27 protein-coding genes and 1 rRNA gene are annotated in these 26,733 nt (G+C 35.8%); 13 read left to right on the top strand and 15 right to left on the bottom strand.

Features of this window, described 5'->3' with window-relative positions:
• The first annotated feature begins 73 nt into the window (after nt 1–73).
• Nucleotides 74–2,761 carry a YfhO family protein gene (locus ABH961_RS24690; RefSeq protein WP_098642732.1) on the top strand — a complete coding sequence of 896 codons (2,688 nt, stop codon included), beginning with the start codon at nt 74–76 and terminating at the stop codon, nt 2,759–2,761.
• 17 nt (nt 2,762–2,778) lie between these two features.
• Here ABH961_RS24690 and ABH961_RS24685 read toward each other — a convergent pair whose 3' ends face one another.
• From ABH961_RS24685 to ABH961_RS24665, 5 genes are all read right to left on the bottom strand, one after another.
• Nucleotides 2,779–4,155 carry an O-antigen ligase family protein gene (locus ABH961_RS24685; RefSeq protein WP_048542234.1) on the bottom strand — a complete coding sequence of 459 codons (1,377 nt, stop codon included), beginning with the start codon at nt 4,153–4,155 and terminating at the stop codon, nt 2,779–2,781.
• Nucleotides 4,156–4,171: 16 nt separating this feature from the next.
• Nucleotides 4,172–5,239 (bottom strand): glycosyltransferase, encoded by a 1,068-nt coding sequence (locus ABH961_RS24680; protein WP_048542232.1) that lies wholly within the window; start codon nt 5,237–5,239, stop codon nt 4,172–4,174.
• Nucleotides 5,232–6,788 (bottom strand): murein biosynthesis integral membrane protein MurJ, encoded by a 1,557-nt coding sequence (murJ, locus tag ABH961_RS24675; protein ID WP_000532294.1) that lies wholly within the window; start codon nt 6,786–6,788, stop codon nt 5,232–5,234. The genes ABH961_RS24680 and murJ overlap by 8 nt, the downstream gene beginning before the upstream one ends.
• Nucleotides 6,789–7,009: 221 nt before the next feature.
• Nucleotides 7,010–7,600: a biotin transporter BioY gene (locus ABH961_RS24670; protein ID WP_001252152.1), complete on the bottom strand. Its 591-nt coding sequence runs from the start codon at nt 7,598–7,600 to the stop codon at nt 7,010–7,012.
• Nucleotides 7,601–7,650: 50 nt separating this feature from the next.
• Nucleotides 7,651–8,394: a DUF3298 and DUF4163 domain-containing protein gene (locus ABH961_RS24665; RefSeq protein ID WP_098078265.1), complete on the bottom strand. Its 744-nt coding sequence runs from the start codon at nt 8,392–8,394 to the stop codon at nt 7,651–7,653.
• Nucleotides 8,395–8,489: 95 nt separating this feature from the next.
• On the opposite strand from ABH961_RS24665, the gene ABH961_RS24660 reads away from it, so the two are divergent.
• A complete protein-coding gene (locus ABH961_RS24660) occupies nt 8,490–8,873 on the top strand; it encodes a hotdog fold thioesterase (RefSeq protein WP_000520763.1) in 384 nt (127 codons plus the stop codon).
• A gap of 36 nt (nt 8,874–8,909) precedes the next feature.
• Here ABH961_RS24660 and ABH961_RS24655 read toward each other — a convergent pair whose 3' ends face one another.
• Nucleotides 8,910–10,286, bottom strand: coding sequence for a glycine--tRNA ligase (locus ABH961_RS24655; protein ID WP_000287155.1), 1,377 nt, complete (start codon nt 10,284–10,286; stop codon nt 8,910–8,912).
• Nucleotides 10,287–10,630: 344 nt separating this feature from the next.
• Nucleotides 10,631–11,344, bottom strand: a complete 714-nt coding sequence (locus tag ABH961_RS24650) for a DNA alkylation repair protein (protein ID WP_098132425.1) — start codon at nt 11,342–11,344, stop codon at nt 10,631–10,633.
• Nucleotides 11,345–11,462: 118 nt separating this feature from the next.
• Between ABH961_RS24650 and ABH961_RS24645 the strand changes: the two genes are divergently transcribed.
• Nucleotides 11,463–11,930 carry a hypothetical protein gene (locus tag ABH961_RS24645; RefSeq protein WP_000390066.1) on the top strand — a complete coding sequence of 156 codons (468 nt, stop codon included), beginning with the start codon at nt 11,463–11,465 and terminating at the stop codon, nt 11,928–11,930.
• Between the two features lie 75 nt (nt 11,931–12,005).
• Here the strand turns inward: ABH961_RS24645 and ABH961_RS24640 are convergent, their stop codons facing one another.
• Nucleotides 12,006–13,331: an ArsB/NhaD family transporter gene (locus ABH961_RS24640; RefSeq protein WP_141520002.1), complete on the bottom strand. Its 1,326-nt coding sequence runs from the start codon at nt 13,329–13,331 to the stop codon at nt 12,006–12,008.
• A 289-nt stretch (nt 13,332–13,620) separates the two neighbouring features.
• Between ABH961_RS24640 and kapD the strand changes: the two genes are divergently transcribed.
• Nucleotides 13,621–14,244 (top strand): 3'-5' exonuclease KapD, encoded by a 624-nt coding sequence (gene kapD, locus ABH961_RS24635; RefSeq protein ID WP_000344317.1) that lies wholly within the window; start codon nt 13,621–13,623, stop codon nt 14,242–14,244.
• A gap of 41 nt (nt 14,245–14,285) precedes the next feature.
• Here the strand turns inward: kapD and kapB are convergent, their stop codons facing one another.
• Nucleotides 14,286–14,669, bottom strand: coding sequence for a kinase-associated lipoprotein KapB (gene kapB / locus ABH961_RS24630; protein WP_098078257.1), 384 nt, complete (start codon nt 14,667–14,669; stop codon nt 14,286–14,288).
• Between the two features lie 164 nt (nt 14,670–14,833).
• On the opposite strand from kapB, the gene ABH961_RS24625 reads away from it, so the two are divergent.
• Both ABH961_RS24625 and sodC read left to right on the top strand, forming a co-directional pair.
• Complete coding sequence (locus ABH961_RS24625; protein WP_000982763.1) at nt 14,834–15,010, top strand: hypothetical protein; 177 nt, start codon at nt 14,834–14,836, stop codon at nt 15,008–15,010.
• Between the two features lie 68 nt (nt 15,011–15,078).
• Nucleotides 15,079–15,618 (top strand): superoxide dismutase [Cu-Zn], encoded by a 540-nt coding sequence (gene sodC / locus ABH961_RS24620; RefSeq protein WP_098078254.1) that lies wholly within the window; start codon nt 15,079–15,081, stop codon nt 15,616–15,618.
• Between the two features lie 84 nt (nt 15,619–15,702).
• On the opposite strand, the gene ABH961_RS24615 is transcribed toward sodC, so the two are convergent.
• Nucleotides 15,703–16,857 carry a MalY/PatB family protein gene (locus ABH961_RS24615; protein WP_098078252.1) on the bottom strand — a complete coding sequence of 385 codons (1,155 nt, stop codon included), beginning with the start codon at nt 16,855–16,857 and terminating at the stop codon, nt 15,703–15,705.
• Nucleotides 16,858–16,973: 116 nt separating this feature from the next.
• Between ABH961_RS24615 and ABH961_RS24610 the strand changes: the two genes are divergently transcribed.
• Nucleotides 16,974–17,225 (top strand): YugE family protein, encoded by a 252-nt coding sequence (locus ABH961_RS24610; RefSeq protein WP_000537643.1) that lies wholly within the window; start codon nt 16,974–16,976, stop codon nt 17,223–17,225.
• Between the two features lie 177 nt (nt 17,226–17,402).
• Here the strand turns inward: ABH961_RS24610 and ABH961_RS24605 are convergent, their stop codons facing one another.
• Nucleotides 17,403–18,242, bottom strand: a complete 840-nt coding sequence (locus ABH961_RS24605; protein ID WP_001015207.1) for an alpha/beta fold hydrolase — start codon at nt 18,240–18,242, stop codon at nt 17,403–17,405.
• A gap of 109 nt (nt 18,243–18,351) precedes the next feature.
• Nucleotides 18,352–19,344 (bottom strand): 2-hydroxyacid dehydrogenase, encoded by a 993-nt coding sequence (locus ABH961_RS24600; RefSeq protein WP_002008866.1) that lies wholly within the window; start codon nt 19,342–19,344, stop codon nt 18,352–18,354.
• Nucleotides 19,345–19,610: 266 nt separating this feature from the next.
• On the opposite strand from ABH961_RS24600, the gene ABH961_RS24595 reads away from it, so the two are divergent.
• The 3 genes from ABH961_RS24595 to yugI all read left to right on the top strand — a co-directional run bounded on the left by ABH961_RS24595 (nt 19,611) and on the right by yugI (nt 21,891).
• Nucleotides 19,611–20,108: an Lrp/AsnC family transcriptional regulator gene (locus ABH961_RS24595; protein ID WP_000255701.1), complete on the top strand. Its 498-nt coding sequence runs from the start codon at nt 19,611–19,613 to the stop codon at nt 20,106–20,108.
• Entirely contained in the window at nt 20,105–21,295 is a 1,191-nt protein-coding gene (locus tag ABH961_RS24590) for an aminotransferase (RefSeq protein WP_098642734.1), read from the top strand. The genes ABH961_RS24595 and ABH961_RS24590 overlap by 4 nt, the downstream gene beginning before the upstream one ends.
• A 251-nt stretch (nt 21,296–21,546) precedes the next feature.
• The gene (gene yugI, locus ABH961_RS24585; protein ID WP_000003769.1) at nt 21,547–21,891 is read left to right on the top strand and encodes a S1 domain-containing post-transcriptional regulator GSP13; all 345 of its coding nucleotides are present in this window, start codon (nt 21,547–21,549) and stop codon (nt 21,889–21,891) included.
• A gap of 112 nt (nt 21,892–22,003) precedes the next feature.
• Here yugI and ABH961_RS24580 read toward each other — a convergent pair whose 3' ends face one another.
• Complete coding sequence (locus ABH961_RS24580; protein WP_048542215.1) at nt 22,004–22,237, bottom strand: DUF378 domain-containing protein; 234 nt, start codon at nt 22,235–22,237, stop codon at nt 22,004–22,006.
• Between the two features lie 274 nt (nt 22,238–22,511).
• Between ABH961_RS24580 and ABH961_RS24575 the strand changes: the two genes are divergently transcribed.
• On the top strand, nt 22,512–23,864 hold the full coding sequence (locus ABH961_RS24575) for a glucose-6-phosphate isomerase (RefSeq protein WP_048542213.1): 1,353 nt from the start codon (nt 22,512–22,514) through the stop codon (nt 23,862–23,864).
• A gap of 107 nt (nt 23,865–23,971) precedes the next feature.
• Nucleotides 23,972–24,385: a YugN-like family protein gene (locus ABH961_RS24570; protein WP_137014476.1), complete on the top strand. Its 414-nt coding sequence runs from the start codon at nt 23,972–23,974 to the stop codon at nt 24,383–24,385.
• Here the strand turns inward: ABH961_RS24570 and ABH961_RS24565 are convergent.
• Both ABH961_RS24565 and ABH961_RS24560 read right to left on the bottom strand, forming a co-directional pair.
• Nucleotides 24,372–25,367: a potassium channel family protein gene (locus tag ABH961_RS24565; RefSeq protein WP_087986054.1), complete on the bottom strand. Its 996-nt coding sequence runs from the start codon at nt 25,365–25,367 to the stop codon at nt 24,372–24,374. The genes ABH961_RS24570 and ABH961_RS24565 overlap by 14 nt on opposite strands.
• A gap of 94 nt (nt 25,368–25,461) precedes the next feature.
• Complete coding sequence (locus ABH961_RS24560) at nt 25,462–26,142, bottom strand: MgtC/SapB family protein (RefSeq protein WP_000384160.1); 681 nt, start codon at nt 26,140–26,142, stop codon at nt 25,462–25,464.
• A 404-nt stretch (nt 26,143–26,546) separates the two neighbouring features.
• Here ABH961_RS24560 and ABH961_RS24555 point away from each other — a divergent pair.
• Nucleotides 26,547–26,733: ribosomal RNA gene (locus ABH961_RS24555) — 16S ribosomal RNA — on the top strand; the annotation flags it as partial.

Genomic DNA, 26,733 nt, shown 5'->3' with positions numbered 1-26,733 from the left:
TATGCCGGCTATTGTTTTTTATACATAAAATTTGGTAATAAATGATTAATGAAGAATGATATGGAGGAGTATAATGCAAGTGCTGTTAGATTTGTTTAAGAAAAAGAAGTTTTTATATACTTTTGCTTTTTTACTTCCTTTTTCTATTTATGGTGTCATTTTTATTTTACTGGGTATTGCACCGTTTGGAGAAAAATCAATCCTTGTAACGGATTTACACACACAATATGTGCAGTTTTACACGTATTTATATGATGTGTTTAAAAATGGAAAAAGTATATTTTATAGCTGGGAAGGTGGAATGGGGTTAAACTTCATTGGAGTATTTGCTTATTATTTAGCTAGTCCTTTTTCACTACTTATTCTCCTGTTTGATCGTTCGCATATTCCAGAAGCGATTATGTTAATGACGTTATTAAAAACAGGATTAGCTGGTTTTACAATGACGTATTATTTAAGTCATATGATGAAGCGTCGTGAAATTGCTATTGCGCTATTCTCAACTTTTTATGCTTTAATGTCATTTGTAACAGTATATTCTTTCTGTGTAATGTGGTTAGATGCTATTTATTTACTACCACTTATTATGTTAGGTGTTGAAAAGCTAGTTGCAGAAAAAAAATGGGTGTTATTCACATTTAGTTTAGCACTTACATTTATTACGAATTTTTATATTTCCTTTATGGTAGGGATTTTTACATTTATCTATTTTGTAGCACGTTATTGTGTGCTTTACGATATTCGAAATATAAAATTATTAATGCAAAGGTTCGTATGGTTCTGTCTTGGAACAGGATTGGCAGGTGGAATGTCTGCATTTATTACGCTACCAACATACATGGATTTAAAGAGCAACTTTGTTGAACGTACTAAGATTCCATTCTCTACAGCATTTAATTTTGATCCTTTTGATTTTTATGCACGATTCTTTAATGGCGTAATTGATACGACAGTAAATGGAATGCCGAACGTTTATGCAGGTGTTTTAACTGTATTACTCATTCCATTATTCTTTATTACAAAGAGAATTTCATTGAAAGAAAAGATTGTATATGGAAGCGTACTGTTATTCCTAATCCTTTCTTTTGAAATTCCGTTTTTAAATATTGCTTGGCATGGTTTTGAGCCACCAACGAATTTCCCGTATCGTTATTCATTTACATTCTCCTTTGTACTCATTTATGTAGCAGTTCGAACGTTTATGGTATTCGAAGAGGAATTAATACCAGCTTTAAAAAAGGTTGTATTGTTTAATATATTTATGCTGCTATTATTAGGAAAAGTAGCTCCAAGTTATATGCAGTCAAATAAGATTGTAATTAATGCCTTTTTAATCATTATGTATGCATTATTGTTATTTGGAAAAGTTCGCTTGCGAAAAAATAAAGCAATTATCTCTTTGGCTTTATTAGCTATAGTAGGGCTAGATGTAGCAACTAATACAGTATACATGGTTAAGTTAATGGGCTATGAATACGGATATATTAATCGTCAAGAATATGCTTCGCCGTATCCAAAATATGAAGAGACCATTCAGAAAGTAGCCGAGCAGGACAAGGGACTTTATCGAATGGAAACGACAAGAGGTGTTACATGGAATGATGCGCTACGCTTTGGATATAAGGGCGTAACACACTTCAATTCTGTGGCAAATGGTCACTTGAATTTATACATGCAAGATTTAGGTTATGGATATCTAGAGGCATTAATTTTACAAAATGGTAAAGGGATTCTCTCTACTGATGCCTTGTTTGGTGTAAAATATATGATTTCTGATCAACCTTTAAATAAATACGGATGGTCTGAAATCGATCATGTTGGAAGCAATTATGTATATGAGAATAAAAATGCGCTTTCGTTCGGATACATGGTAAATAAAGATGAATTTGATGTTAAAGGAAAAGACAAGTTGAAAGTACAAAGAATCAACTATACAAATTCCTTTGAGAAGCAAAACGAATTGATTGGTAAATTAGATGGGCAACAAGTTAGTTACTATCAACCGTTAAACCCACTTTCTGTAGAATATAATAATTTAGCAGTTGTGGAAACGAGCGAGAAAACGAAAAAAGAGCTACAGGCTGAAACCGAAAAAATAGCTCAAACAAATCAAAAGCCAATCGAATTGGTTAAACAGCAGGGTGGACAAAAAGCAAGTATTAAATATACAGTTGATGTAAAAGGTAAGCAACAATTGTATACAAAATTACGTGTGGAACCAACTGATATTACAAAAGTATATGTAAATGGAAAATCACTTGGTAAAAAATTCACTGAATATCCTCGTTACTATTGGAACAATGGTATTTTAGATTTAGGATATTTTGATAATGAAAAAGTCAAGGTTGAAGTTGAAGTCAAAGGAAGTAGTCATTCCATTGAGATGGAACAACAATTATTCTATGGACTTGATGTAGAAGCATTTGATAAGCGAATAAATGTACTGAAACAACAGTCATTTGATGTAAAGAATTACACAAGTCGCACGGTATCAGGAAAAATTGATGTGAAGGAAGATAACTATTTATTCCTATCTATTCCATATGATAAAGGCTGGAAGGCAACAGTTGATGGTAAAGAAGCTAAGTTACTTAAATTAAATGATGCATTCCTTGGATTAGATTTAGAAAAAGGAACGCATACAATTGAATTAAAGTATACTTCCCCAGGATTTGTAATGGGAGCAATTGTTTCGTTTATTACTTTTGTTATCACACTATTAGGCGCTTTTATTGTATCAAGGAAACAGAAGAAAATATAATAAAAAAGGACTACTGATTATTTCAGTAGTCCTTTTTTATTATATATACATCCCGTAATGAGGAAGAAATACATCATGAAGACGGCATTCTCTAATATGTTATAAAAGGCACTTCCTATAATAGCACCAACAAATAAACATAAGAGAATGGGACTAAATATTGAATTTCTTCTTAGTTTCCAGAAAGCACTTAAAATTCCATATGCAAATATCGAACATAAAATGACTCCGATAAGTCCTGTTTCCGCTAGAATTTGGATGTATTGGTTGTCAGAATAAAAATTCCATGTAATATTATACGATTTATAAATTGGTGACGAGTGTGTTTGAGTAGCTGCATCACCGAATGTACCGAAACCATATCCGGTAATTGGTTTGTCACGGAAGATTTCTAATGCTTTCTGTACATAATATATTCGACCGTCTTGCTTACTTAATTCTAATGTGTCTTCTGATAGTGCTTCTGAAAAGCGTTTTGCACCTAGAGCATCTCCTTCTAAATAGTTTGTCATAAGAGAGATTCCAGTAGCGCATATAAATGAGATGAGTATTATAGGGATTAATGCTTTCCAATACGGTATATTACGATGGATAATGATATAAAGCACTCCAAAGGTTATTAACGCTAAAAATGCTCCGCGTGAATAGGTTAACCATAAAGTTGTCGCGATAATTGTTAGCCCTACATAGAGTATGTACTTCATTCTTATGGAAGCATTTTTTAACAAATATAAAGAAATAATAAATGCAATTATTAAATAAAGTGCAAGTTCATTTGGGCCACCAGCCATACCATATATACGAATTTTATTAGTAGGAGCTAGATCGAGATTTTTCCATACCTCCGGTAGTAGCATACTACGGAGAGAAATTTTTTCAATTAAGCCTTGAATCGAAATGATAATTGCAGCCACGAAAGTTACTTTTGCAAACAATATGAAATCATCTCGGGTGAATGACAATCGAGAGACGATATAGAATACAAAATAGTATAGTAAAAGGGTATGTAACTGCATAATTATTGCTGCTAAAGATACATTGTTAATTAATCCTACAATCGCTCCGAATAAACAAAATAGGAAATATGCGATTTCAAAATAATGAAATGTAAAAAGTTTTGAAGCAGTATTTCGATATTGCAAAATGATTTTGCATAATAAAGCGAGAATAATGAAAATCCCAATAAATTTAAACCCTGCATTGTAGGCAGTTAAAAAGGGGCGCATTGGAATAAATAATAGTAAATAAGCAATACCGAGCTTTTCATCTCGAAAGGCAGTTATTGCTAATAATGCCGAAATGAATAGCCCGGTATAAGTTGCTGAAAATATTAATCCTACTATAATAAGGAAAATACTTAAAGTAATATAGTGAAATCGATTTAGCTGAATCATAATATATTAAGCCCCTTTAACATGATGATGGTATGCGGTAAATATGTTTCACCTCTTCTATCATTTTAGAGAAGGTGAAATGTTGTAAATAATATTCGCGTCCGCATTCTGCTAAAGAATAGTAGAGTTTGTCATCTTGTAATAATGTTGCCAGTGCAGTTGCCAATTGTTCGACATCTCCATATGGTATAGAAATACCAGATTGATTTGGAACAATAACTTCTGGTAATCCGCCAATATTTGTCGCAATCACAGGCTTTTTCATAGCAATCGCTTCAATTGCTACGTAGGATAGCCCCTCATTTTTAGAAGGAATTACGATGATATCGTGTGCACTATATTCTTTAATAATGTCATCTCGAAAACCTAATAAAGAAACGGAATCATTTAATTGTAAAGCAGTCACTAAGTCTTCTAATTGAGTTTTTAATGGACCATCTCCAATAATGTTACAGTGCCATTGTAAAGAAGGGAATTTTGTTTTTAGTTTTTGTAAGCTGTGTATTAAAAATGGTTGTCCTTTTTCTTCGCTTAACCTTCCAATTACAGCGATTTTCATCGGTTTATGAACAGAGGGTAAATTGTTTAAATAAGGATCCTCTAAGCCATTATAAATTATTTTTAATTTATCTTTTCGAACTCCTTTTTGAAGGAGTTGCTGTTTCATAAACTGTGAAATACAAATGATGGTGTCATTATAACGAGTGAATATATTATTGCACCATTTTAAAGGAAGTGACATGGGGACATCCACATGGTATGTCCAAATGACACGGATGGATGCCCCTAATAACTTTGCTAAAATTGCAATATAATTTTCACGTAAAAATTGTGCGTGAACAATATCTACTTGCTCTTTTGCAATTATTTCTTTTAGTTTCCATGCAGTTTTTATATCAAAAGGGTGTTTCATTTCTATTTGATATATGGGTATATTTAATGCTTCAAACTTATGTAAGAAAGGACCAGGAGTAGAATATACAAGAATACAACATTCTGGATCCATAGATTGAATTAAATCTAGGACGTATTTTTCTGATCCACCATCCCCAACATAATTCAAAAGGTACATAATTTTATTCATTTATATCATTCCTTTTACCTAAAAATAGCGATAGCAATTGTTGTAGTTCTTTAATCTTTAACATGTAAGTGACTAATAAGTAAACGATGGCGCCAATCGCTATTGCTAATAAAATAAGCAACTTTGTATCATGTGTAAAATGAAGCATCAGCTTGGAAGTAAACAAGCTAATAAAGGATGCCACAATGCATTTGAATAAAAAGCCACCGTAGTACAAGTTTACTGCTTCTTTCTCTTTCATGAATTTTTGGAACATCCACAATAGTATGATTACTGTACTAGCCGATGCTATTGACGTAGATAGAGCTGCACCAGCTAAGCCCATTTTGTTAACGAGTATAATACATAATATAACATTTATAATCATGGAAAAAATTGATGCGTACATAATATATCGATTCAATTTTAAAGAAAATAGTAAACGATCAAGTAAATCTTTTAAAGGTTGCATGAGAGCGGCTAGCGCATAAAATTGCAATGCAGTTGCTGTCATCATAATAGAATCTTTCCCGAATTCACCATAGTTATAAACAACTTTGACAATTTGTTCTGTAAAAAAGGTAAAATAAATAAAAACGGGAATAAATAAATATAATAATACTTTTATATTCGTTTCCATTAAATTTACGAAATCTTTCCATTTTGAGTCAGTTACATAACCGACAAATTTAGGATACATAACTGTTAAGACTGGAGCAGCGATTAATCCAAGAGGAATGAAGTATAATTTTTGGGAATAATTAAGGGCTGCAATAGATCCTTCTTCTAATCCAGATACTAGTGTACGATCCACAAGTAGATTAATTTGAATAGACATACTTGTAATGAAAGCAGGAATACTCAACTTAATCATCGTTTTTAAAGAAGGGTCTTTCCAATCGATTACAAATCGATAGCGATACCCCTCGCGCTTAGAAGCAAAATAAACAAGTGTATTTTGTACAATGTTTCCGATAATAACGCCTAATGCGAGTGCGTAAATTCCAATCCAATTAACAAGGGAAACAAATATAATAAGGGTAATACCATTTAATACAACCCATTGCATGCTTGTAATGCGAAATTTATGTAAACTGTTCAAATAAGCATTAAAAATATCAATCATGAATGTACAGAATACAGTTGGGAAAATGATTTGTAATAGGTAAGCTGATAATAAAGCTGTTTGCTCTGGGAGCCCATTTGCAAATATTGAAATAAATAAGTTCGGCTGTAGTTCAATGAGCAAAAGCGGAATGAAAAAAATAAGTAGAACAATGTTTAAAAAGTTATTCATAAATCGATATGCTTTAAGGGAATCCTTTCCCTTTAACTCCATAAAGATAGGAATGAAAGAAAAGGCGAAGGCCCCTGTGATACCAGTAAAAACAATAGTTGGTATATTTAAAGCTACAACGTATGCATCAACGGCATGGTTTGTACCGAAATAAGCTCCAAGTGTGATTTCTTTTGCAAAGCCAAGTAGCTTTCCTAAAGCTGTCCCAAGCGTAAAAAATAGTGTTACTATGAGAAATCTTTTTGTATGTTCTTGAGAGGATTCTCTCCCCATCTATAATCAAATCCTTACTTTAGTTTAATTCTTTTTCAAGCATAATTTATTTGTATCTAAAAATCAAATATATATGAAGAATAGAAAGTGCTAACCATATGAAAAAAGAGGCTATCTTCCAATAGAAGGATAGCCTCTTTAGTACGTAATAAAAACCCGATTAGGGAAGGGGAATAATAATCAAGGGAAACGGTATCCCATGCAAATATCAAAAAAACAACTTATGAAACGAAGTGACTGTTTCGATAAGCAGAACGGCGTACAGCATAGTATATGCGAGGTGCGATAATAGCACCGATAATTGTAAATGCAATATCTTTTACTGCAAACCACATCATAATCATCCAAGCAGCTTTATAACTCATATTACCACCCATAAAGAAATTGACTGCCCCGTACATATAAGTAGTACCGATAATATAAGTTAAAATGATTCCTGTGAAAGAGGCAATTGCAAATGTACTGAATGTTGGTCGTTCTTTTTGTTCTACTAGTTTTCCGGATACGTAAGCAACGATAATAAATGCAATAATAAAACCACCAGTAGGATCTAAAAGTGCTCCAAATCCAGCTTTGAAGTTAGCGAAGATTGGTGCACCAGCTAAGCCAACGAGCATATACACAGTCATTGATAATGCGCCAAGTCTACTTCCAAGAAGAAGCCCTGCTAAAATTGCGAAAAATGGTTGCATAGATAATGGGATGCCCGCCACTTGCAGGAATGGTGCCCAAGAGACAATATTTGCACCAATGGCCATAAGAGCGACGAACATGGCAGCTAATGCTAAATCTAAAACATGAAATCTTCTCATAATGTTAACCTCCTGTTGTTTTCAGGTTAACATTATCGTAGCGAAAATATTTACTTGTTGTCAATCAAAATATTTTGATAAGAAGGCTTCAAATAATCTCTTAGCAACGTATACGGAATACGAAATTGAGGAATTCCGCTTGAATAAGGAGCAATCTCATATAAAGGGAAATAAATGACGAGATTGTCTGGTTCTAAAAAGAAGTGGAACTTTTTCGTGCTCATGACCTTTTCAGTTGCATCGGGAAAATAAATGCCTTCATTTTGTTTAATTTGTCTTACGATCTCAGCGAGGATTACTTCTTTATATTTATCTTCTTGTTGAAATAAATCATCTAAGCGTAGTAACTTTTTTTCATTTAAATCAAATGTGTTTGCCTTCCACGTATAAAGACCGTGTGCTCCGCCTGTATATTGATAGTAATTCAAATATAGGCTGAGTAAGGGTGGTTTATTTAAGGAAACTTTATAATCAACATTCGCCACGTACGGATGAAAAGGTGTGCTAGATCCTTCCGTTTCTTTATAATATTTTTTTGCGTCTTTTTCTAATTTGGTTTTAAATTTGTCAGTAGATTTTTTGTAATAGAAATTGAGCTTATTTTGAAATTTAGAATCGGAAAAATTGTGAAAAGAAGGTCTGTTAATTTGATATTCTATATAAGGTTTCTTACCTTTTTGTGTTACAGTCTGAACATCGATTGTCAGGTTGGATGCTTTGGCTGCTAGTGCACAATTTGGTACAATAGTCAGCAAGGAGAACATAAGCAGTAATATACAAAATTTCTGTTTCATTTAGGTGAAACCTCCTTATATAAGTGTTATAAGTAGTTTGAAAATAAATAGGTAAAATTATACATTCAATTAAAGTAAGAGAAGGAGGAAACGATATGGGAAAAACTTTAATGGATTCACTTGGAATTGAGTTGTTAGAGATGACAGAAGATAAGGTGGTTGCTACGATGCCTGTTGATGAGCGTACGCATCAGCCATTTGGTTTTTTACACGGTGGTGCATCTCTTGCATTAGCAGAAACAGTAGCTAGCGTTGGTTCATACAATTTAATTGATCAAGAGAAATGTATTTGTTTCGGTCTAGAAATTAATGCAAATCACATTCGCTCAAAGAAAGATGGAATTGTAACAGCAATCGGAACACCGATACATAGAGGACATTCAACGATGGTTTGGGATGTACGTATTATTGATGAGAATGATGATTTACTATGTATATCAAGATGTACAGTAGCAATTAAAGAAAAACGTGAAAAGTAAAAAGAGGCGGCTCAATAGAGCGCCTCTTTTTTATAATTAGAACTGGATTTTCTTCTCTAAGAAGCCTTTTAGCTCGCTAATTGGCATACGAACTTGTTCCATTGTGTCACGGTCACGTACTGTAACAGCTTTGTCTTCAACTGAGTCGAAGTCGTAAGTGATACAGAATGGTGTACCGATTTCGTCTTGACGACGGTAACGTTTACCGATAGAACCAGTTTCGTCAAAGTCTACCATGAAGTCTTTAGCTAGTTCTGCGAATACTTCAGTAGCACCTTCAGATAGCTTTTTAGATAATGGTAAGATAGCTGCTTTGTATGGTGCTAAAGCAGGGTGGAAACGAAGAACTGTACGAGAATCGTTTTCTAATTGCTCTTCTTCATATGCATCACATAAGAATGCTAATGTTACACGGTCAGCACCTAAAGATGGCTCGATGCAGTACGGTACGTAACGCTCATTCGTTTGTGGATCGATATAGTTAAAGTCTTCATTAGAGTGTTCCATGTGACGTTTTAAATCGAAGTCTGTACGAGATGCTACGCCCCATAGTTCGCCCCAACCGAATGGGAATCTAAATTCAATATCAGTTGTTGCGTTACTGTAGTGAGATAATTCCTCTTCACCGTGGTCACGAAGACGCATGCTTTCTTCAGTCATACCAAGTGAAAGTAACCAGTTCTTACAAGTTTCACGCCAGAATGCGAACCATTCTAAATCTTCACCAGGCTTACAGAAGAATTCAAGTTCCATTTGTTCGAATTCACGTGTACGGAATGTGAAGTTACCAGGCGTGATTTCGTTACGGAAACTCTTACCGATTTGGCCAATACCAAATGGAAGCTTTTTACGCATAGAGCGTTGTACGTTTTTAAAGTTTACGAAAATACCTTGTGCTGTTTCAGGACGAAGGAAGATTTCGTTTGTGCTAGACTCTGTAACACCTTGGAATGTTTTGAACATTAAGTTGAACTGACGGATTTCAGTGAACTCTTCACTACCGCAATCAGGACATTTTACTTCATGTTCTTTCATTAAGTCAGCCATTTGGTCGAAAGTAAGACCATCAACAACCATTTCGATGCCTTTTGCATCTAGTGCATCTTCAATTAATTTGTCAGCACGGTGACGCGCTTTACATTTTTTACAGTCGATCATTGGATCGTTGAAGTTACCAACGTGACCAGAAGCGATCCAAGTTTTTGGGTTCATTAAAATAGCTGCGTCTAAACCAACGTTGTATGGAGATTCTTGAATGAATTTTTTCCACCAAGCTTTTTTAACGTTATTTTTTAATTCGATTCCAAGTGGACCGTAATCCCAAGTGTTTGCAAGACCACCGTAAATTTCAGAACCAGGGAAAACAAAACCGCGATGTTTCGCTAAGTTTACAACTTGTTCCATTGAATACATAATAAAATCCTCCTTTTGAAAGTTAACGTATTGGCGATGACGTGCTCAGATACTAGTGAAACGAGCGGTATATGCTTTGAAAACATAAAAAAACGCTCATCCCAAGGCTTAATTGCCTAGGGACGAGCGTTTGCCCGCGGTTCCACCCTAGTTGATACACAACAGGTGCATCCACTTTATCACGTATTGCTCGGGACTGCCGTTTCCTTGCGGCTTCAGGCTTTCACTATCCCTGAATCGCTTTTGTGCAAGTACTTATAAGTCCGTCATCGCTACTTATATTAATAATAATGAACATATTCTAACACGTTCTTTTTTAAATCTCAATAGAGGAACGCGTCTATCTATGATAGAGTCTCGCCTGTTTTTTCGTTATTTATTCCGTAATTTTGTTTAATGTGCTTAATTGCTTCACGTTTACTAAGGGGAGCAAGCTCGTTATTTTGCACGTATTCCCAAACGACATCGGGCTTCGTTTTTGCATACTCCCGAAGGATCCAGCCAATCGCTTTTTGAATGAAAAATTCTTTTGAAGAATGTAGTTGTCCAATAATCCAGAAAAGAAGTTCTTCGTCCATCTTTTGTTTATATTTTAGCTGGAATAAAATAGCGGCGCGTTGTAACCATATGTTGTCTGATGCAATCCATTTTGGGATGTATGCAGAAATCAATTCTGGGTGTTTTAAAAAGATATCCCCTAAAAATGTAGGGATGATGCTATCGACAGAATCCCACCAAGATTTTGTTACAATGAGTTCTTCTAAAAACGGGATATGCGTTTCATTTATATGCTTTTTATATTTTTGCATAATATCGAGTGCAGCCGCTTGAAATTCACGTTCTGGTAAATCCCAAAGTTCACGTACGATAATTTGAAAATCTTTTTGATCTGGAAGAGTGTGTATTTGGATAACGTCTTTTAATAACTGTCTTCTTTCAGGTGTTTGAATACCGAGAAATGGGAAGTGGTTTTTCATATAACGTGCCATCGGTTCTGCTTTTTCAGGATTTTTATGGGCTGTGAAATGCTCTTGTAATGCTTGTACAAATGGATGCATAAGTACGTTCTCCTCTCTTATTATCTCGCTCCTATTATTATACAGAGAGTTTGGATAAATTTTAAAACATAACTTGCAATGGAATGAAATATGTTGAGAGTAGAGAGGAGAGGATAAGATGGAAGATCAAGGCGTACTAGCAGGTTTCTTTGCTCTTAGTTTTGCGTTTATTCTTGTTGTATTGATTTGGGCAATTATTGCGTATTTATTAACGGCTTTTGCACTGTATACGATGGCGAAAAATGATGGTGCAACGGATGGTGCTCTTGCGTTTATTCCTTTTTTAAATAGTAAGATATGGGGTGATTTAGCAAAAGATAAATTACCGGATTTCTTAAAAGAAGAAGCAGGATGGAAAGTATTCGGCATATATGTCGCATGTTTCATTTTTAACTTCGTACCAATTCTATATTTATTAGCAACAGCTGTATCGATTGTGCTGTCTATTTATCTTATCTACGCAATTTTAGATAGATACGGAACGAATTCTATATTGTTTACGATTATTCATACAATCACATTTTCGGTTTTCTTACCGATTCACTTGTTCATTATTCGGAATGAGCCGGTAAGGTATAACGAGTAGGGATATTTGAAAAATCATTCATATAATTGTATTGAACAAGAAAAAGGGCTGTCACATGTGACAACCCTTTTTCTACTACATAAGGTAGCGTAAATAAATATAAATATGAGAAATGATTAATGAAACGATCATAATTGGGAAGCCGACTTTAAGGAATTCCATGTAGCTAAATTTATGGCCCTCACGACTTGCGATACCTGCAACAATTACGTTAGCAGAAGCTCCGATTAATGTTCCGTTTCCACCTAGACAAGCACCTAATGCTAATGCCCACCATAATACGTCGATTTGTGCGTCAGAAGGTGATAAACCTAGCCCAACTGCCATATCGTTAATAAGTGGGATCATTGTTGCAACGAATGGAATGTTATCAATTGTTGCAGAGGCGATACCAGATACCCATAAAATAAGGATAGATGCGTAAGAAACATCTCCGCCTGTTATTCCAATTACTTTTTGAGCTAACATTTTGATAAGCCCGATATCGATAAGTCCTCCAACGAGTACGAATAGTCCCGCGAAGAAGAAGATTGTTACCCACTCTACACTTGCGAATACTTCTTCAATTTCATGTTCTTTCACACCGATTAGCATAAGTACAGTAGCACCAGTTAAAGCGATGATAGCTGCATCAACATGGAAGATCGAATGAGTCATGAAACCTACGATTGTAAGTCCAAGTACGGTTAAAGATTTTTTCATTAATACTGGATCTTTAATGTATTGTTTTTCATCTAAACTCATTAATTTTTTAACTTGTACAGGATCAGCAATTAATTGTTTACGGTACATGAAGTAAAGTATTGTCGCTGTAACAGCAATAATAATGATTACGATAGGTGCTAAGTTGAATAAGAACGCATTGAAATCTAAATGCTTATTTGCAGAACCAATCATAATGTTAGGTGGATCACCAATTAATGTTGCTGTTCCTCCAATGTTTGAAAAAATAATTTCAGAAAGTAAATAAGGAACAGGATTTACTTGCAGTATGCGCGTAATAGATAAAGTAACTGGAACAACAAGAAGTACAGTTGTAACGTTATCTAAAAATGCGGAACCAAGCGCAGTAAGTAAGGAAAGTGAAATTAAAATTTTAATTGGATTTCCTTGCGCCCCTTTTGCTGCTTTAATGGCAACGTATTGGAAGACACCCGATTTACTCGTAATGTTCACCAGAATCATCATACCGATGAGTAGCGTAATCGTCCCCCATTCAATATGTTTCGTAAAGGCGTTGTGTAAATCAACGACCCCCATAATTACCATGAGTGCTGCACCAAGAAGTGCGATGACAGCGCGATTAATTTTTTCTGAAATAATAATGGCATATGTAATTAAAAAGACTGCGATAGCAAAATAATACTGCCAGTTTGCGAGCTCTTGCGTTGTTTCGTGCAAAACTCTCATCTCCTTTCATTCACTTTTCTTAGTGTGTCAAAAATGTTCCCAAAGAAACACACATAAAGTCATTATAAAGTAGAAAAATGGAGGATGTAAATGAGAGGGGGTATTTTGTCATATTTTCTGCATCGGTCATTTTTTCTTATTTTTAAAAATATTTGTGGGCATTTGACATATATATAAGATACATCCAATCTGAATATTTAAAATGGAATTAGCATTCGAGCTTGTTCGTGTAGGAGTGTCAAATAGAAAGGAATGACAAAGATGATAAGGAAGGGATCGTATGGATGAACAACAATTTTTATTTTTGGATTTTGAGTTTACGATGCCCCAGCACAGAAAAAAACCAAAAGGATTTTTCCCGGAAATTATTGAGGTAGGACTCGTTTCGGTTGTTGGCTGTAAGGTAGAAGACACGTATTCAGCTCATGTTAGGCCGAAAACTTTTCCTTCTTTAACGGATCGATGTAAGAAATTTTTAGGAATTAAACAAGAAGTCGTAGATAAAGGAATTTCGTTTCCAGAACTTGTTGAAAAACTTGCAGAATATGAAAGGAGATGTAAACCAACCATTGTTACGTGGGGAAATATGGATATGAAAGTGTTGAAGCATAATTGTGAAATGGCAAGAGTAGACTTTCCGTTCTTAGGACAGTGTCGTGATTTATCACTTGAGTATAAGAAGTTTTTTGGAGAGAGAAATCAAACAGGATTGTGGAAAGCAATTGAGGCATATGGAAAAGCAGGGACGGGTAAGCATCATTGTGCGCTAGATGATGCGATGACGACGTATAATATTTTTAAGTTAGTAGAAAAAGATAAAGAGTATTTAGTGAAACCAGCACCTCCAACGTTAGGAGAACTAGTTGATTTTTCAAAAGTGTTAAAGAAAGTGAGTACACAGTAACGACCAAATTGCACAGTATGTAATTTGGTCGTTTTGTTTTTTTAAAGTTTGTAGTCTTTTTTTAACTGTTCTAATGTTGCTAGACTACGAACCGCAAAAGGTGAATCATCTTCAGAAAATGAATTCATTTGAGTTTCCAATGCTAATTTGAGTGACTCTGTATACTCTGGAATTTCTCCTTCATATTTCTTCACCATTTGCTCCGGAATGTTCGTCTGTTCACGGAAAGCTAAAGCGCGTCTTTCATGGAAAAATGGTACGTCAGCTTGTTTTACGTTATGTAAGTCACCTTGCACCGGATGTTTTAAAACAGCTAACACTTTTACGACGTAACTGCCAGGACGGCTATTTGTAACTTCGCCGATGTATTTGCCAGTTTTATAAATACCAGTAACGATTTCGCCAATTTCAAATGTTTCTCTCATATTTTTCACCTCAAGTTTATAGTAAGGAAAGTGTGCGAAGGAGTCAAAGAAATCCTTCTCTTTCGGAACGCCCCCTTGAGAATATGAATCGGTTCAACTATAATTTAAAGATATATAACAGAAAATTCTGATGTTTTTCAATCCAAACATAAGGAGTGTTCAATATGATGCCTTTATATTTTCCGGAAGATAAAACAGAATATATTATTCCAGGGATTGTTTGCGTTCTATTTATCATTGGTGCCGTTGCTACGTGGCGTATGTTCATTCGTGTATCAAAACGAGAAGCGGAGCGGTTACAGAAAGTTGAAGAAAAACTGTTAGCGGAAAAGAAACAGTAACTCATTTTTGTATGTTTCCCTCTATGCTCGGACAATCTAAGGGCAGAATATATTTTGGAGGGAATAGAATGCAAAAACGGCTTTTTTTCAGTTGTTGTTTATTATTTCTGATGGCAGGTTGTGACCAAGGAAAGCCGAAAGAAATTGACGTGAAATTACATAATGCTTCAGGCGATGAAGTGGGGACTGCAAAAGTAGTGCAGCAAACAAGCGGAGTGAAAATTACGGTTAAAGGGGAAGGTTTCGCACCTGGCCCGCACGGCATACATGTACACGAAATTGGTGAGTGTAAAGCACCACGATTTGAATCATCTGGGAATCATTTTAATCCTGATAATAAAAAGCATGGTCTTCTTAATCCGAAAGGTGCAGAAAATGGTGATTTACCGAACGTAATTGCAGATGGTTCTGGAAAAATTAAAGCAGAAATCGATGCGCCGCATATAACGCTTGAAGAAGGAAAAACGACGATTCATAGAAAAGATGGAGCGTCTATTATTATTACAGAGAACGCTGATGATGGTATGACACAACCGACAGGTAAATCCGGTGATCGAATTGCTTGTGGTGTCATTGTAAAAAAAGCATCGGATATGAAGAAAAAGTAAAAGCTACCGTGCATGGTAGCTTTTTTTGTGAAACGTATTTGAAAAGATATTGATAAAGGAGGTTTTCCCGAATTACCTCCTTTCTTATTCTGAAAACGTATGGCGCAGTCTATTTAAAATTTCTTCTAAAACAGATCTTGGACAGCCGATGTTAATTCGAATATGTTCTTCGCCGCCTAATCCGTATTTCTCACCAGGTTCAACGATGATTTTCCCTTTTTCCTCAAGTAATGCAGTGCGTTCATTTTGAGAAAGCTGTAGGCGGGAGCAATCAATCCATAATAAAAAGCTACCTTCTGGTTTCGTTACAGAAAGAGCGGGTATGTGATTTTTAATATATTTACAAGCGAATTGAGCGTTATCTTCTATATATAATCGAATTTCATGTAGCCAATCATTACATTCTGTATAGGCACTTTGCATCGCTGTATAGGCAAATGTATTTAATCCGTGGAAACCTTGTCTATATTGGATAGATATAAAGGTTTGACGGAGTTTTTCGTTTGGAATGATAATAATCGATGCCTGTAATCCAGCGATATTAAATGTTTTACTCGGAGCCATACAAGTAATCGTGCGCGCTGCTAATTCTTCAGATAAGGAAGCGAACGGTGTATGCGTACGATCTCCGTAAATAATATCGGAATGAATTTCATCCGCGACAACGATTACATTATATTTTGTACATAACGTGCCAAGTTGTGTAAGTTCCTCTTTTGACCAAACACGCCCGATTGGATTGTGAGGACTACAAAGAAGCATGAGTTTGACGCCTTGTTGAAATTGCTTTTCTAAATGATCAAAGTCTATCGTATATGTATCATTTTGTTTCTGTAAAGGACTCAAGCATAATTGTCTGTTGTTTGTTGTGACCATTTCGAAAAATGGGGGATAAATAGGTGGTTGTACGAGAACGGATTCGTGTTCCTTTGTGAAGGCCTGTATGCTCGCACTAAGAGCTGGAACGATTCCCGCGCTAAAGACAATCCAATCTTTTTGAATATCCCAGTTGTACTGTTTTTTTGTCCAGTTACAAATAATATCTCCAATATTTTCGGGAGGAAGTGTATAGCCGAAAATAGGATGCTCGATACGTTTCTTTAAAGCAGTCTGAATTGGTTGTGGTACTTCAAAATCCATATCAGCAATCCAAGCATGGAGAAGTTCTTCGTTTTTATACGTATCCCATTTCGTACTATGAGTTCCACGTCGATTGACTGTTTTATGAAATAGTTGCATAAGTTTGCCCCCTTCTTCTGTAAACCGTTAAGTTATGAAAGTTCTCTCTCTTCTTATAGAATAGCTGATGTGATAGGATAAAGAAAAGCATTAAAAAGTGAAAAGGCGGGAAGCGAATGGGTACATATGAAAAGATGATAGAGGTTGTGAAGAATTGGGATCCGTTTCAAATGGGACCGGAGTTTTATGAAACAGAAGCGAGCGATGTTGTGAACGTCGTAAGTGTGTTCGACGATCCAAAATACATCGCAAAAAAGATTCAACATATATACTTTATGTCTTTTGAGGAAGTACCTGCGCTTGGAAAATGTGAGAAGTTAGCTGTGGAATTACTTGTAATAAAAGAAGGCGGAAGTTGTTCATTGTAGGCTGTCGGAATTTCCGACAGCCTTCTGCCCCGCATTAACGGGCAGTAAAACTCCCACCTCAAAATTCGGGTAGAGCAAAAAAGTTAGGGGGAGATCCACTGCCCGTAAATGCCCGATTGGTTCAACTAATAATCAGTGGAGGATGAAGCCCCCCACTGATTAAAGTTTCACTTTATATTATTGTGCAGAAAAAGCGATAATTTCTTCATAAACAAGTTCAGGCTTTTCTTCAGGTAGTAAATGTCCTGTGTTTTCGTAAGAAATAAATTTCGAATTTGGTAAATCTTTGTGTAGCCGATGACCTACATGTACAGGGACCACACGATCTTTTTCACCCCAAATGAGTAGTGTAGGTGTTTCGATTTTTTGTAATTCAGTTGAAGATAAATCACCTTCACGGTCTCTTATCATACGAGTTAAAGCAGGGAATATACGGTTGTCATAAAAAGGAGCGGAGTAACCTTCCTTCATTTCATCGTCAATTAATGAGTGATCATGAACGACATTCATTAAGTTATGAACAATCCCGCGCCGTATAATCCAGTTCTTTACGTATAAATGAAAGAACGGTAAATAAGAAGAGTACAGTAAAGGTAAGGTTGCGCGTGCTAAATAGCTAGAGCTGCATAGTAAAATTGTCTTTGAGATTAATTCAGGGCGTATACGGTTTACATAGAGAGAAATTTGTCCACCCATAGAATGCCCAACTAACACAATATTTGAGAGAGATAAATGTTCAATTAAATCAATAATAACCGTTGCTAAATTATGATAAGAATACTTAAAGAGATGAGACTTATCACTTTTTCCGAACGGTGGCAAATCAAGAGCTAGTACTGTTCCTGCTTTCGATAATAAAGGAATGAGGCGGCGGTAACTGAATGAGGAAGATAAAAAGCCGTGAACGAGTACGAAAGTAGGACGTTCCGTTTTGTTGTCATGTTCATACAACTCGTAATGAATAGTAGTGCCGCGAGTGGAAAAAGTGAAATAAGGACAAGTATATTCGTGATTCATTTTTTGTCACTCCATTGATTTTTGTTCATATCATCTCCAAGGCAGAAAAAAATATGTTAACAAAAAAAGGCAAGATGACGATGTCATCTTGCCTTTTGCTTATTCATCATTATCCACGAACAATATTAGGCGGTGTTTTTCCTTGTAACACTGCAACTAAATTTTCAGCGGCTGTCATAGCCATTTGCTGCCTAGTTTTTAATGTTGCAGATCCGATGTGTGGTAAAGTCACAACATTTTGTAATGATAAGAGCGGATTATCTTTTTGAATCGGCTCTTGTGTAAAAGTATCAATGCCTGCTGCAAAGATTTTCTTTTCTGTTAACGCATGTATTAACGCTTCTTCATCTACTGTTTTTCCGCGAGAGGCATTAATGAAGATTGCTGTTTCTTTCATTAATGAAAATTCCTTTTCTCCGATAAGATGATACGTTTCATCTGTTAATGGAGTAAGAAGAACAATAAAATCAGATTGTTTGAGTAACGTCTGTAAATCACAATATGTAGCATCGAATTTTTGTTCAGCTTCTTCTTTACGGCGACGGTTATAATACAGAACATTCATATCAAATCCGAATTTCGCTCGTTTTGCAACGGCTTCTCCAATTCGTCCCATTCCGATAATACCGATTGTACTATGGTGTACATCCAGCCCGAAGTGCTCTTTTCCGATTTCGGCGTTCCATTCACCATTTTTCACGTAGGAGTCGAGTTCGCAGACGCGGCGACCAGCAGATAACATAAGAGCGAAAACAAGGTCCGCTACTGTATCATCTAATACATATGGTGTATTCGTTCCAATGACATTGCGCTTTTCCATCGCTTGTAAATCAAAATTATCGTAACCGACAGAAATGTTGCTCACTACTTTTAAGTTAGGAGCTACATTTAATAATTCTTCATTAATAGCAGATCCGAAATTTAATAAGCCATCTTTATTTTGTATTTTCTCCAATAGGACATCACGAGGTACCTTCTCATTTTGCTCCCATTTTTCATAATCACAGTGTTCTGATAAATAGTTTTCTACAAATGTTGGAACTGGTTCAGCAATATAAACTTTTGGTTTCACGGTTCCATCCCCTTTCGCTTTATCACGCATTTTCCCCCTGATTAAAGTTTCACTTTCCCCCGCTTTAACGAGCAGTAAGACTCCCACCTAAAAAGACGGTTGAGGCAAAGAAGTGAGGTGGGAGATCAACTGCTCGTAAAAGCCCGATTGGTGTGGGCTAATAATCCATGGGGTGAACCTTTCCATGAATTAAAGTTTCACTTTATTTTGACATAATTCACTAAAAAAATCTTCTTTTCAAACTGGAAAGGGTATTTGTATAATTTAGACACAACTGAAAAGGAAGGATGATTTATATGGTGACAGAAAAAGAATTAGAATTATTAGCTTGTCTTGAAAAAAGTAGTCGATTATCTGTAGATACATTAGCGAAGCTGTTAAATATAGAAGTAGAAGAAGTAAAGAAGATGGTTGAAAAATTAGAAGCGGAAAAGATTATTGTGGATTATGTAACACATATCGATTGGACGAAGGTAAAAGAACATACAGGTTTAACGGCGATGATCGATGTGAAAGTTACGCCAAAGCGCGGCGTTGGGTTCGATGCGGTTGCTGAACAAATTTATCGTTATTCAGAAGTGAAATCTGTGTATTTAATGTCAGGGACATACGATCTTTCTATTACATTAGAAGGAAAGACAATGGGAGAAGTAGCGATGTTTGTTTCTGAGAAATTAGCAACAATTGAATCTGTTGTTTCTACAACAACGCATTTCATTTTGAAAAAGTATAAACATGAGGGAATTATTTACGAAAAAAACGATGATGATAAGCGCATTGTGGTGACACCATGAAGCAATTTGAACTATCTAGAACGGCAGAATCTTTACAACCATCTGGTATTCGAAAGTTTTTCGATTTAGCAGCAAATATGAAAGGTGTTATTTCTCTTGGAGTAGGAGAGCCTGACTTTGTTACACCTTGGAATGTAAGGCAAGCATGCATCCGTTCTTTAGAACAAGGATATACGTCATATACAGCAAATGCAGGATTATTGGAACTGCGCCAAGAAATAGCAAAGTATCTAAAAAAACAATTTGCAGTATTTTATGATCCGAACGATGAAATCATTGTTACAGTTGGAGCGAGTCAGGCGTTAGATGTAGCGATGCGCGCCATTATAAATCCTGATGATGAAGTACTCATTATTGAACCAAGTTTCGTTTCTTATGCACCGCTTGTGACATTAGCTGGAGGAGTTCCGGTCCCTGTGGCAACGACTTTAGAAAACGAGTTTAAAGTACAACCAAAACAAATTGAAGCAGCTATTACAGCGAAAACAAAGGCAATTTTGCTTTGTTCACCAAATAACCCAACAGGTGCAATGTTAAATAAATCCGAGCTTGAAGAAATAGCAGTGATTGTTGAGAAGTACAATTTAATCGTATTATCTGATGAAATTTATGCAGAGCTTGTATACGACGAAGTATATACAAGTTTCGCGAGTATTAAAAATATGCGCGAGCATACAATTTTAATTTCGGGATTTTCAAAAGGGTTTGCAATGACAGGATGGCGCCTCGGTATGATTGCAGCTCCTGTTCAATTTTCGGAATTAATGCTTAAAATTCATCAATATTCCATGATGTGTGCACCGACAATGTCTCAGTTCGCAGCACTCGAAGCGTTACGCGCGGGGAATGATGAAGTAATTCGGATGAGAGATAGTTATAAGAAACGCCGTAATTTTATGACGACATCGTTTAATGAAATGGGTTTAACGTGTCATGTGCCGGGCGGAGCATTTTATGTCTTTCCTTCTATTTCTTCAACTGGACTATCTTCGGCAGAATTTGCAGAACAGTTATTATTAGAAGAAAAGGTGGCTGTTGTACCTGGAAGTGTATTTGGCGAAAGTGGTGAAGGATTTATTCGTTGCTCGTATGCAACATCGCTTGAACAACTTATGGAAGCAATGAAGAGAATGGAACGGTTTATAGAAAATAAAAAAAGGACAAAACATAATACGTTTTGTCCATAAAAGGGGGGGAATACTAGAAAGCCATGTGTTAGTATTCTATCCCAATATTAGAAAATTATACGTACTCTAGGAAATTTTTCGTTAATTTTGAATGAGTTCTGTCATAGTGGTATAATTTACTAATATAAGGTATGCATATCCTGAGTAGCTTTACTTAGGGTACGTACTAACTAATCGGATATTTAACAATAAATCATCTGCTTTACTATCTACAATTGTAGAGAAAATGGTAACGTATGGGAGTGTTTCATATGTCAGAACAATATACAACTGGAGTGGTTGTAACAGGGAAAGTGACTGGGATTCAAGATTACGGAGCATTTGTAGCGTTAGATGCAGAAACACAAGGGCTTGTGCATATATCTGAAATTACAAATGGATATGTAAAGGATATTCATGACTTTTTAAAAGTCGGCGATACAGTAGAAGTAAAAGTACTTTCAATTGATGAAGAACACAGAAAAATGAGTTTATCGTTAAAAGCGGCGAGAAGAAAACAAGGGCGGATCCTTATACCGAATCCATCTGAGAACGGATTTAATACGCTGCGAGAAAAGCTAACCGAATGGATTGAAGAGTCCGAGTTAACAAAGTAAAAGAGGAGCGCATATGAGCGTTCCTCTTTTACTTTGTCTTATGATATATATTTGCAAATATGATTGCATGCAATCATATTCGTATGTCGGAGGTGAAATAAAGACATACTGACTAGTGGATTTCGTTCGTTTCTGGGTGAGTGCCAAGATTTTCTGATGGTTTAAAGAGTAAACCAAGATTGATAAGCCCAGAAATACCGACGATGCCGTAAATAATACGGGAAAGAGCTGAATTTTGTCCACCGAAAATGGCTGCCACTAAGTCAAACTGGAAGAACCCGATTAGTCCCCAGTTCACAGCGCCAATTACAGTAAAGACTAATGCGATACGTTGCAGAGTACTCATGAAAAAGCCCCCCTTAATTGTGAAGCGTGAACAAGCGATGAGTTAATTAACTCCTTTATAGAATGGCGTAGTTATGTTGTTTTTATACATAAAAAATATAAGAAAAAGGATGTATATACATCTATACCGAAAAATGCGAATTTTTATGCAAAAAATGAACTTTTTCTAAAAAATATATATTGGTTACGTTTACAATGGTTGAATCGCTTGATTTACAACTTCAGTTTCGCTAAAGTGAATACAGAAATACATATACATTATTGGAGGGAAAAAGATGAGTACACATGTAACGTTCGACTATTCTAAAGCGTTATCCTTCATCGGTGAACATGAAATCACTTATTTACGTGATGCAGTGAAAGTAACACATCATGCAATCCACGAAAAAACTGGAGCTGGGAACGATTTCCTTGGGTGGGTAGACCTTCCGCTTCAATATGACAAAGAAGAATTTGCTCGCATTCAAAAATGCGCAGAAAAAATTAAAAATGACTCTGACATTTTACTTGTTGTAGGTATCGGTGGTTCTTACCTAGGAGCACGTGCAGCAATTGAAATGTTAAACCATTCTTTCTACAACACGCTATCTAAAGAACAACGTAAAACTCCACAAGTGCTATTTGTTGGACAAAACATTAGCTCCACTTACATGAAAGATTTAATGGACGTATTAGAAGGTAAAGACTTCTCTATTAACGTTATTTCCAAATCAGGTACAACAACAGAGCCGGCACTAGCATTCCGTATTTTCCGTAAGTTATTAGAAGAAAAGTATGGAAAAGCAGAAGCTCGCAAACGTATTTATGCAACGACAGATAAAGCACGTGGTGCATTAAAAACATTAGCTGATAACGAAGGTTACGAAACATTCGTTATTCCAGATGATGTTGGAGGACGTTTCTCTGTATTAACGCCAGTTGGTTTATTACCAATCGCAGTAAGTGGCTTAAATATTGAAGAGATGATGAAAGGTGCAGCTGCTGGTCATGATGACTTTGGTGCATCAGAACTAGAAGAAAACCCAGCTTACCAATACGCAGTAGTTCGTAACGCTTTATACAATAAAGGAAAAACAATTGAAATGCTTGTTAACTATGAGCCGGCACTTCAATACTTCTCTGAATGGTGGAAACAGTTATTTGGTGAAAGTGAAGGGAAAGATCAAAAAGGTATTTTCCCATCTTCAGCAAACTTCTCAACTGACTTACACTCATTAGGTCAATACGTTCAAGAAGGTCGTCGTGACTTATTCGAAACAGTTCTGAAAGTAGGTAAATCTACACATGAACTAACAATTGAATCAGAAGAAAACGATTTAGATGGATTAAACTACCTTGCTGGTGAAACTGTAGACTTCGTAAACACGAAAGCATACGAAGGTACATTACTTGCACATAGCGATGGTGGCGTACCAAACTTAATCGTAAATATCCCTGAATTAAATGAGTACACATTCGGTTACCTTGTATACTTCTTCGAAAAAGCATGTGCGATGAGCGGCTACTTATTAGGCGTAAATCCATTCGACCAACCAGGAGTAGAAGCATACAAGAAAAACATGTTTGCTTTACTTGGTAAACCAGGATTTGAAAAGTTAAAAGCAGAATTAGAAGAGCGTTTAAAATAATAAAAAGCGACCGGAATCCGGTCGCTTTTTATTATTTTATCGAAAAGTCCATCGGTATATTGAAACTAGAGTGGGTATGCTAAAGAAAAAGTCTAGGAGGGATGGGCTTGATTCCGATTCAATCAAATTTAGAAGGACGTACATATGCGTTATATAAGTTAGAAGAGATAATGAAGCCACTTGGGTATAACATTGGTGGCAATTGGGATTACGATAAAGGATGCTTTGATTACAAAATCGATGAAGAAGATGGCTATCAATTTCTGCGAGTGCCATTTACAGCAGTGAATGGCGAATTAGATGTGCCTGGTGTAATAGTCCGTCTGGAAACGCCGTATATTCTTTCGCACGTATATCAAGACGAACTAGATGATCACGTAAATACTTTAACGGCTGGAACGAGTGGGATGGATCAATTTGCTGAGCCGAAAGATCCAGACGGAGATGTAAAAAGAAAATATATCAATATTGGGAAAGTGCTCATGCAGGAACTAGAAAAACATTTTCTTAATGGTGAATAACAATGAGTATGTCGCTTTCAATGAGAACAAAGGAATGGACTGGATTAATCATATATTGTTCGTCGCGTTTTATACCTAGTAAGAGAATATTTTGCTTTAAAAGAGTATAGCTACAATTTGCAAAAGTTTGTCCAGTGCAGGAAGGATAAAGCTCCATCAGTTGTAATTTGTTATCAGAGATTTCATCGTAAAGTGAGAATAGTACGCCTGAAATGGAAGGGAATAAAAGAGAAGCGGTAAATACGTAGCTCGTTAATTTATTTCCTTCTATAATTTCTGATACACCAGCTCTAGTTGCATTTTGTATTTGTTCAGAAGTAAGAAGTTCAGCGATGCAGTGAATGTTTGGATTGAGACCTTTTGCAGTTAAAATATTTAAAATGGACTGTGTATCTGCTAAGCTTTCATTTTTTTCTTTATCAGCTGTTATTAATATAGTGTGAGCTGTTGTAATATTAGCTTTTAATAAAGTTTGATCGTGATGCGGGCACCCCTTTATAAATTCTAAATGATGAAATGGTTTTGGAAGTAAAGAAAGTGTTTCATCAATTAAAACGATATCAAGGTTCGGTTGTAAGATGTGCATTTGTTTTACAACATGTTTTGCCCGTTCATTCCAACCCACGATAATCATATGACCGTTAGAGGTAGCGGCTTCTTCTCCTTTAATTTTCATATATTGTTTATTAATCATATCAGTGGCGAACAGAACCATATAATAAGAACAAAAACCGGTTCCAAATAAAATAATACCCATACCGATAAGTTTGCCTATTAGTGTATGCGGGGCAAAGTCACCATAGCCAACGGTGAAAATGGTAACGATTGACCACCAAACTCCATCAAACCATGTGGTGAAGTGCGATGGCTCTAATCTATGTATAAGGAAGCCAGAAAAAGCAGTAAGTAAAACAATAAAGCAAACTAAACGAAAAATAATGGAATCACGAAATGTATCTACTAAATTTGGACGGGATTTCAAACTCTTATTCCTCCTTACTTTGCAGGACTACATTCATTGTTACCATTATAGAAAAAAGAAAAACTCTCTAATTTAAAAGAGAGTTTGTTTTACATTACATACTTTCTAATTCAGTTTGTTGGACACTTTCAAGATGCTGGAGGGCGTAGTAAACATCAGCGGTATGCCTTTTTTGATCGATAGATAATTTCAAATGTAAATAGTGAGAGCCATTCTCCAATGTTTTGAGCTTCATATTCTTAACTTTTATATCCATTTCTTTTATTTCTTCAATTACAATTGGGATATTGTCCATATTTCGCACAACAAGTTTTACTGCGATATCACGTTGACGAAATGATCTCGGTCCTACAAATTTCATTGCTAATGGTATAAGTTCAACGCTAATCATAAGGAAACACATTCCGAAAATCGCTTCGATATAGAATCCAGCCCCAACAGCAATACCAATACCAGAAGCACCCCAAATCATAGCAGCAGTCGTTAGTCCTGCAATGCTATCGTTTCCTCTTCGTAAAATAACACCGGCACCTAAAAAACCGATTCCTGATACAATTTGAGCGGCAAGTCGAAGTGGATCCATATTCATATGATCGGTATGTGGTAAATTGTAAGCCGCTTTAATAGAAACAATCGTCAGGAGGCAACTAATGATAGAAATAACTAAACAAGTTTTTAAACCAAGTGGTTTTCGTTTTAATTCGCGCTCTAAACCGATAGCGAACCCTAAAATAGCCGAGAGACCTAGTTTGATTAATAAATCGGCATAGTCCATATATATTCCTCCTTGTATGATATGGTATATAAATAAAACATTTATTATAGAAAGAAACGCTTTTGATAGAGTTACTTTATATAGAATATATGTAGGAATTATGTATACATGAAAGAGATATTTCGTTTAAGTATATGATATTAACAAAGAAATTAGGGTGATCTAAAAAAAAGTTTATAAAAGGTGTTGCATTTCGAATTTCACCATGATATATTAATAACCGTCGCTGATGCGGAAACGCAGAAAACGACAAAAAAGAAATTGAAAAACTTAGTTGACATCGAAAAACGAAGATGTTAACATAAGGAAGTCGCAAATGAGCGACCGAGTAGTTCTTTGAAAACTGAACGAAACAAACAACGTGAAACGTCAATTTTTATTTTTAGATGCTAGACAAACTAACTTTATTGGAGAGTTTGATCCTGGCTCAGGATGAACGCTGGCGGCGTGCCTAATACATGCAAGTCGAGCGAATGGATTGAGAGCTTGCTCTCAAGAAGTTAGCGGCGGACGGGTGAGTAACACGTGGGTAACCTGCCCATAAGACTGGGATAACTCCGGGAAACCGGGGCTAATACCGGATAATATTTT

The sequence above is a fragment of the Bacillus sp. RC251 genome (assembly GCF_044908765.1).
In the GTDB taxonomy this organism is placed as follows: domain Bacteria; phylum Bacillota; class Bacilli; order Bacillales; family Bacillaceae_G; genus Bacillus_A; species Bacillus_A wiedmannii.
This window is presented reverse-complemented; position numbering and strand designations above follow the sequence as displayed.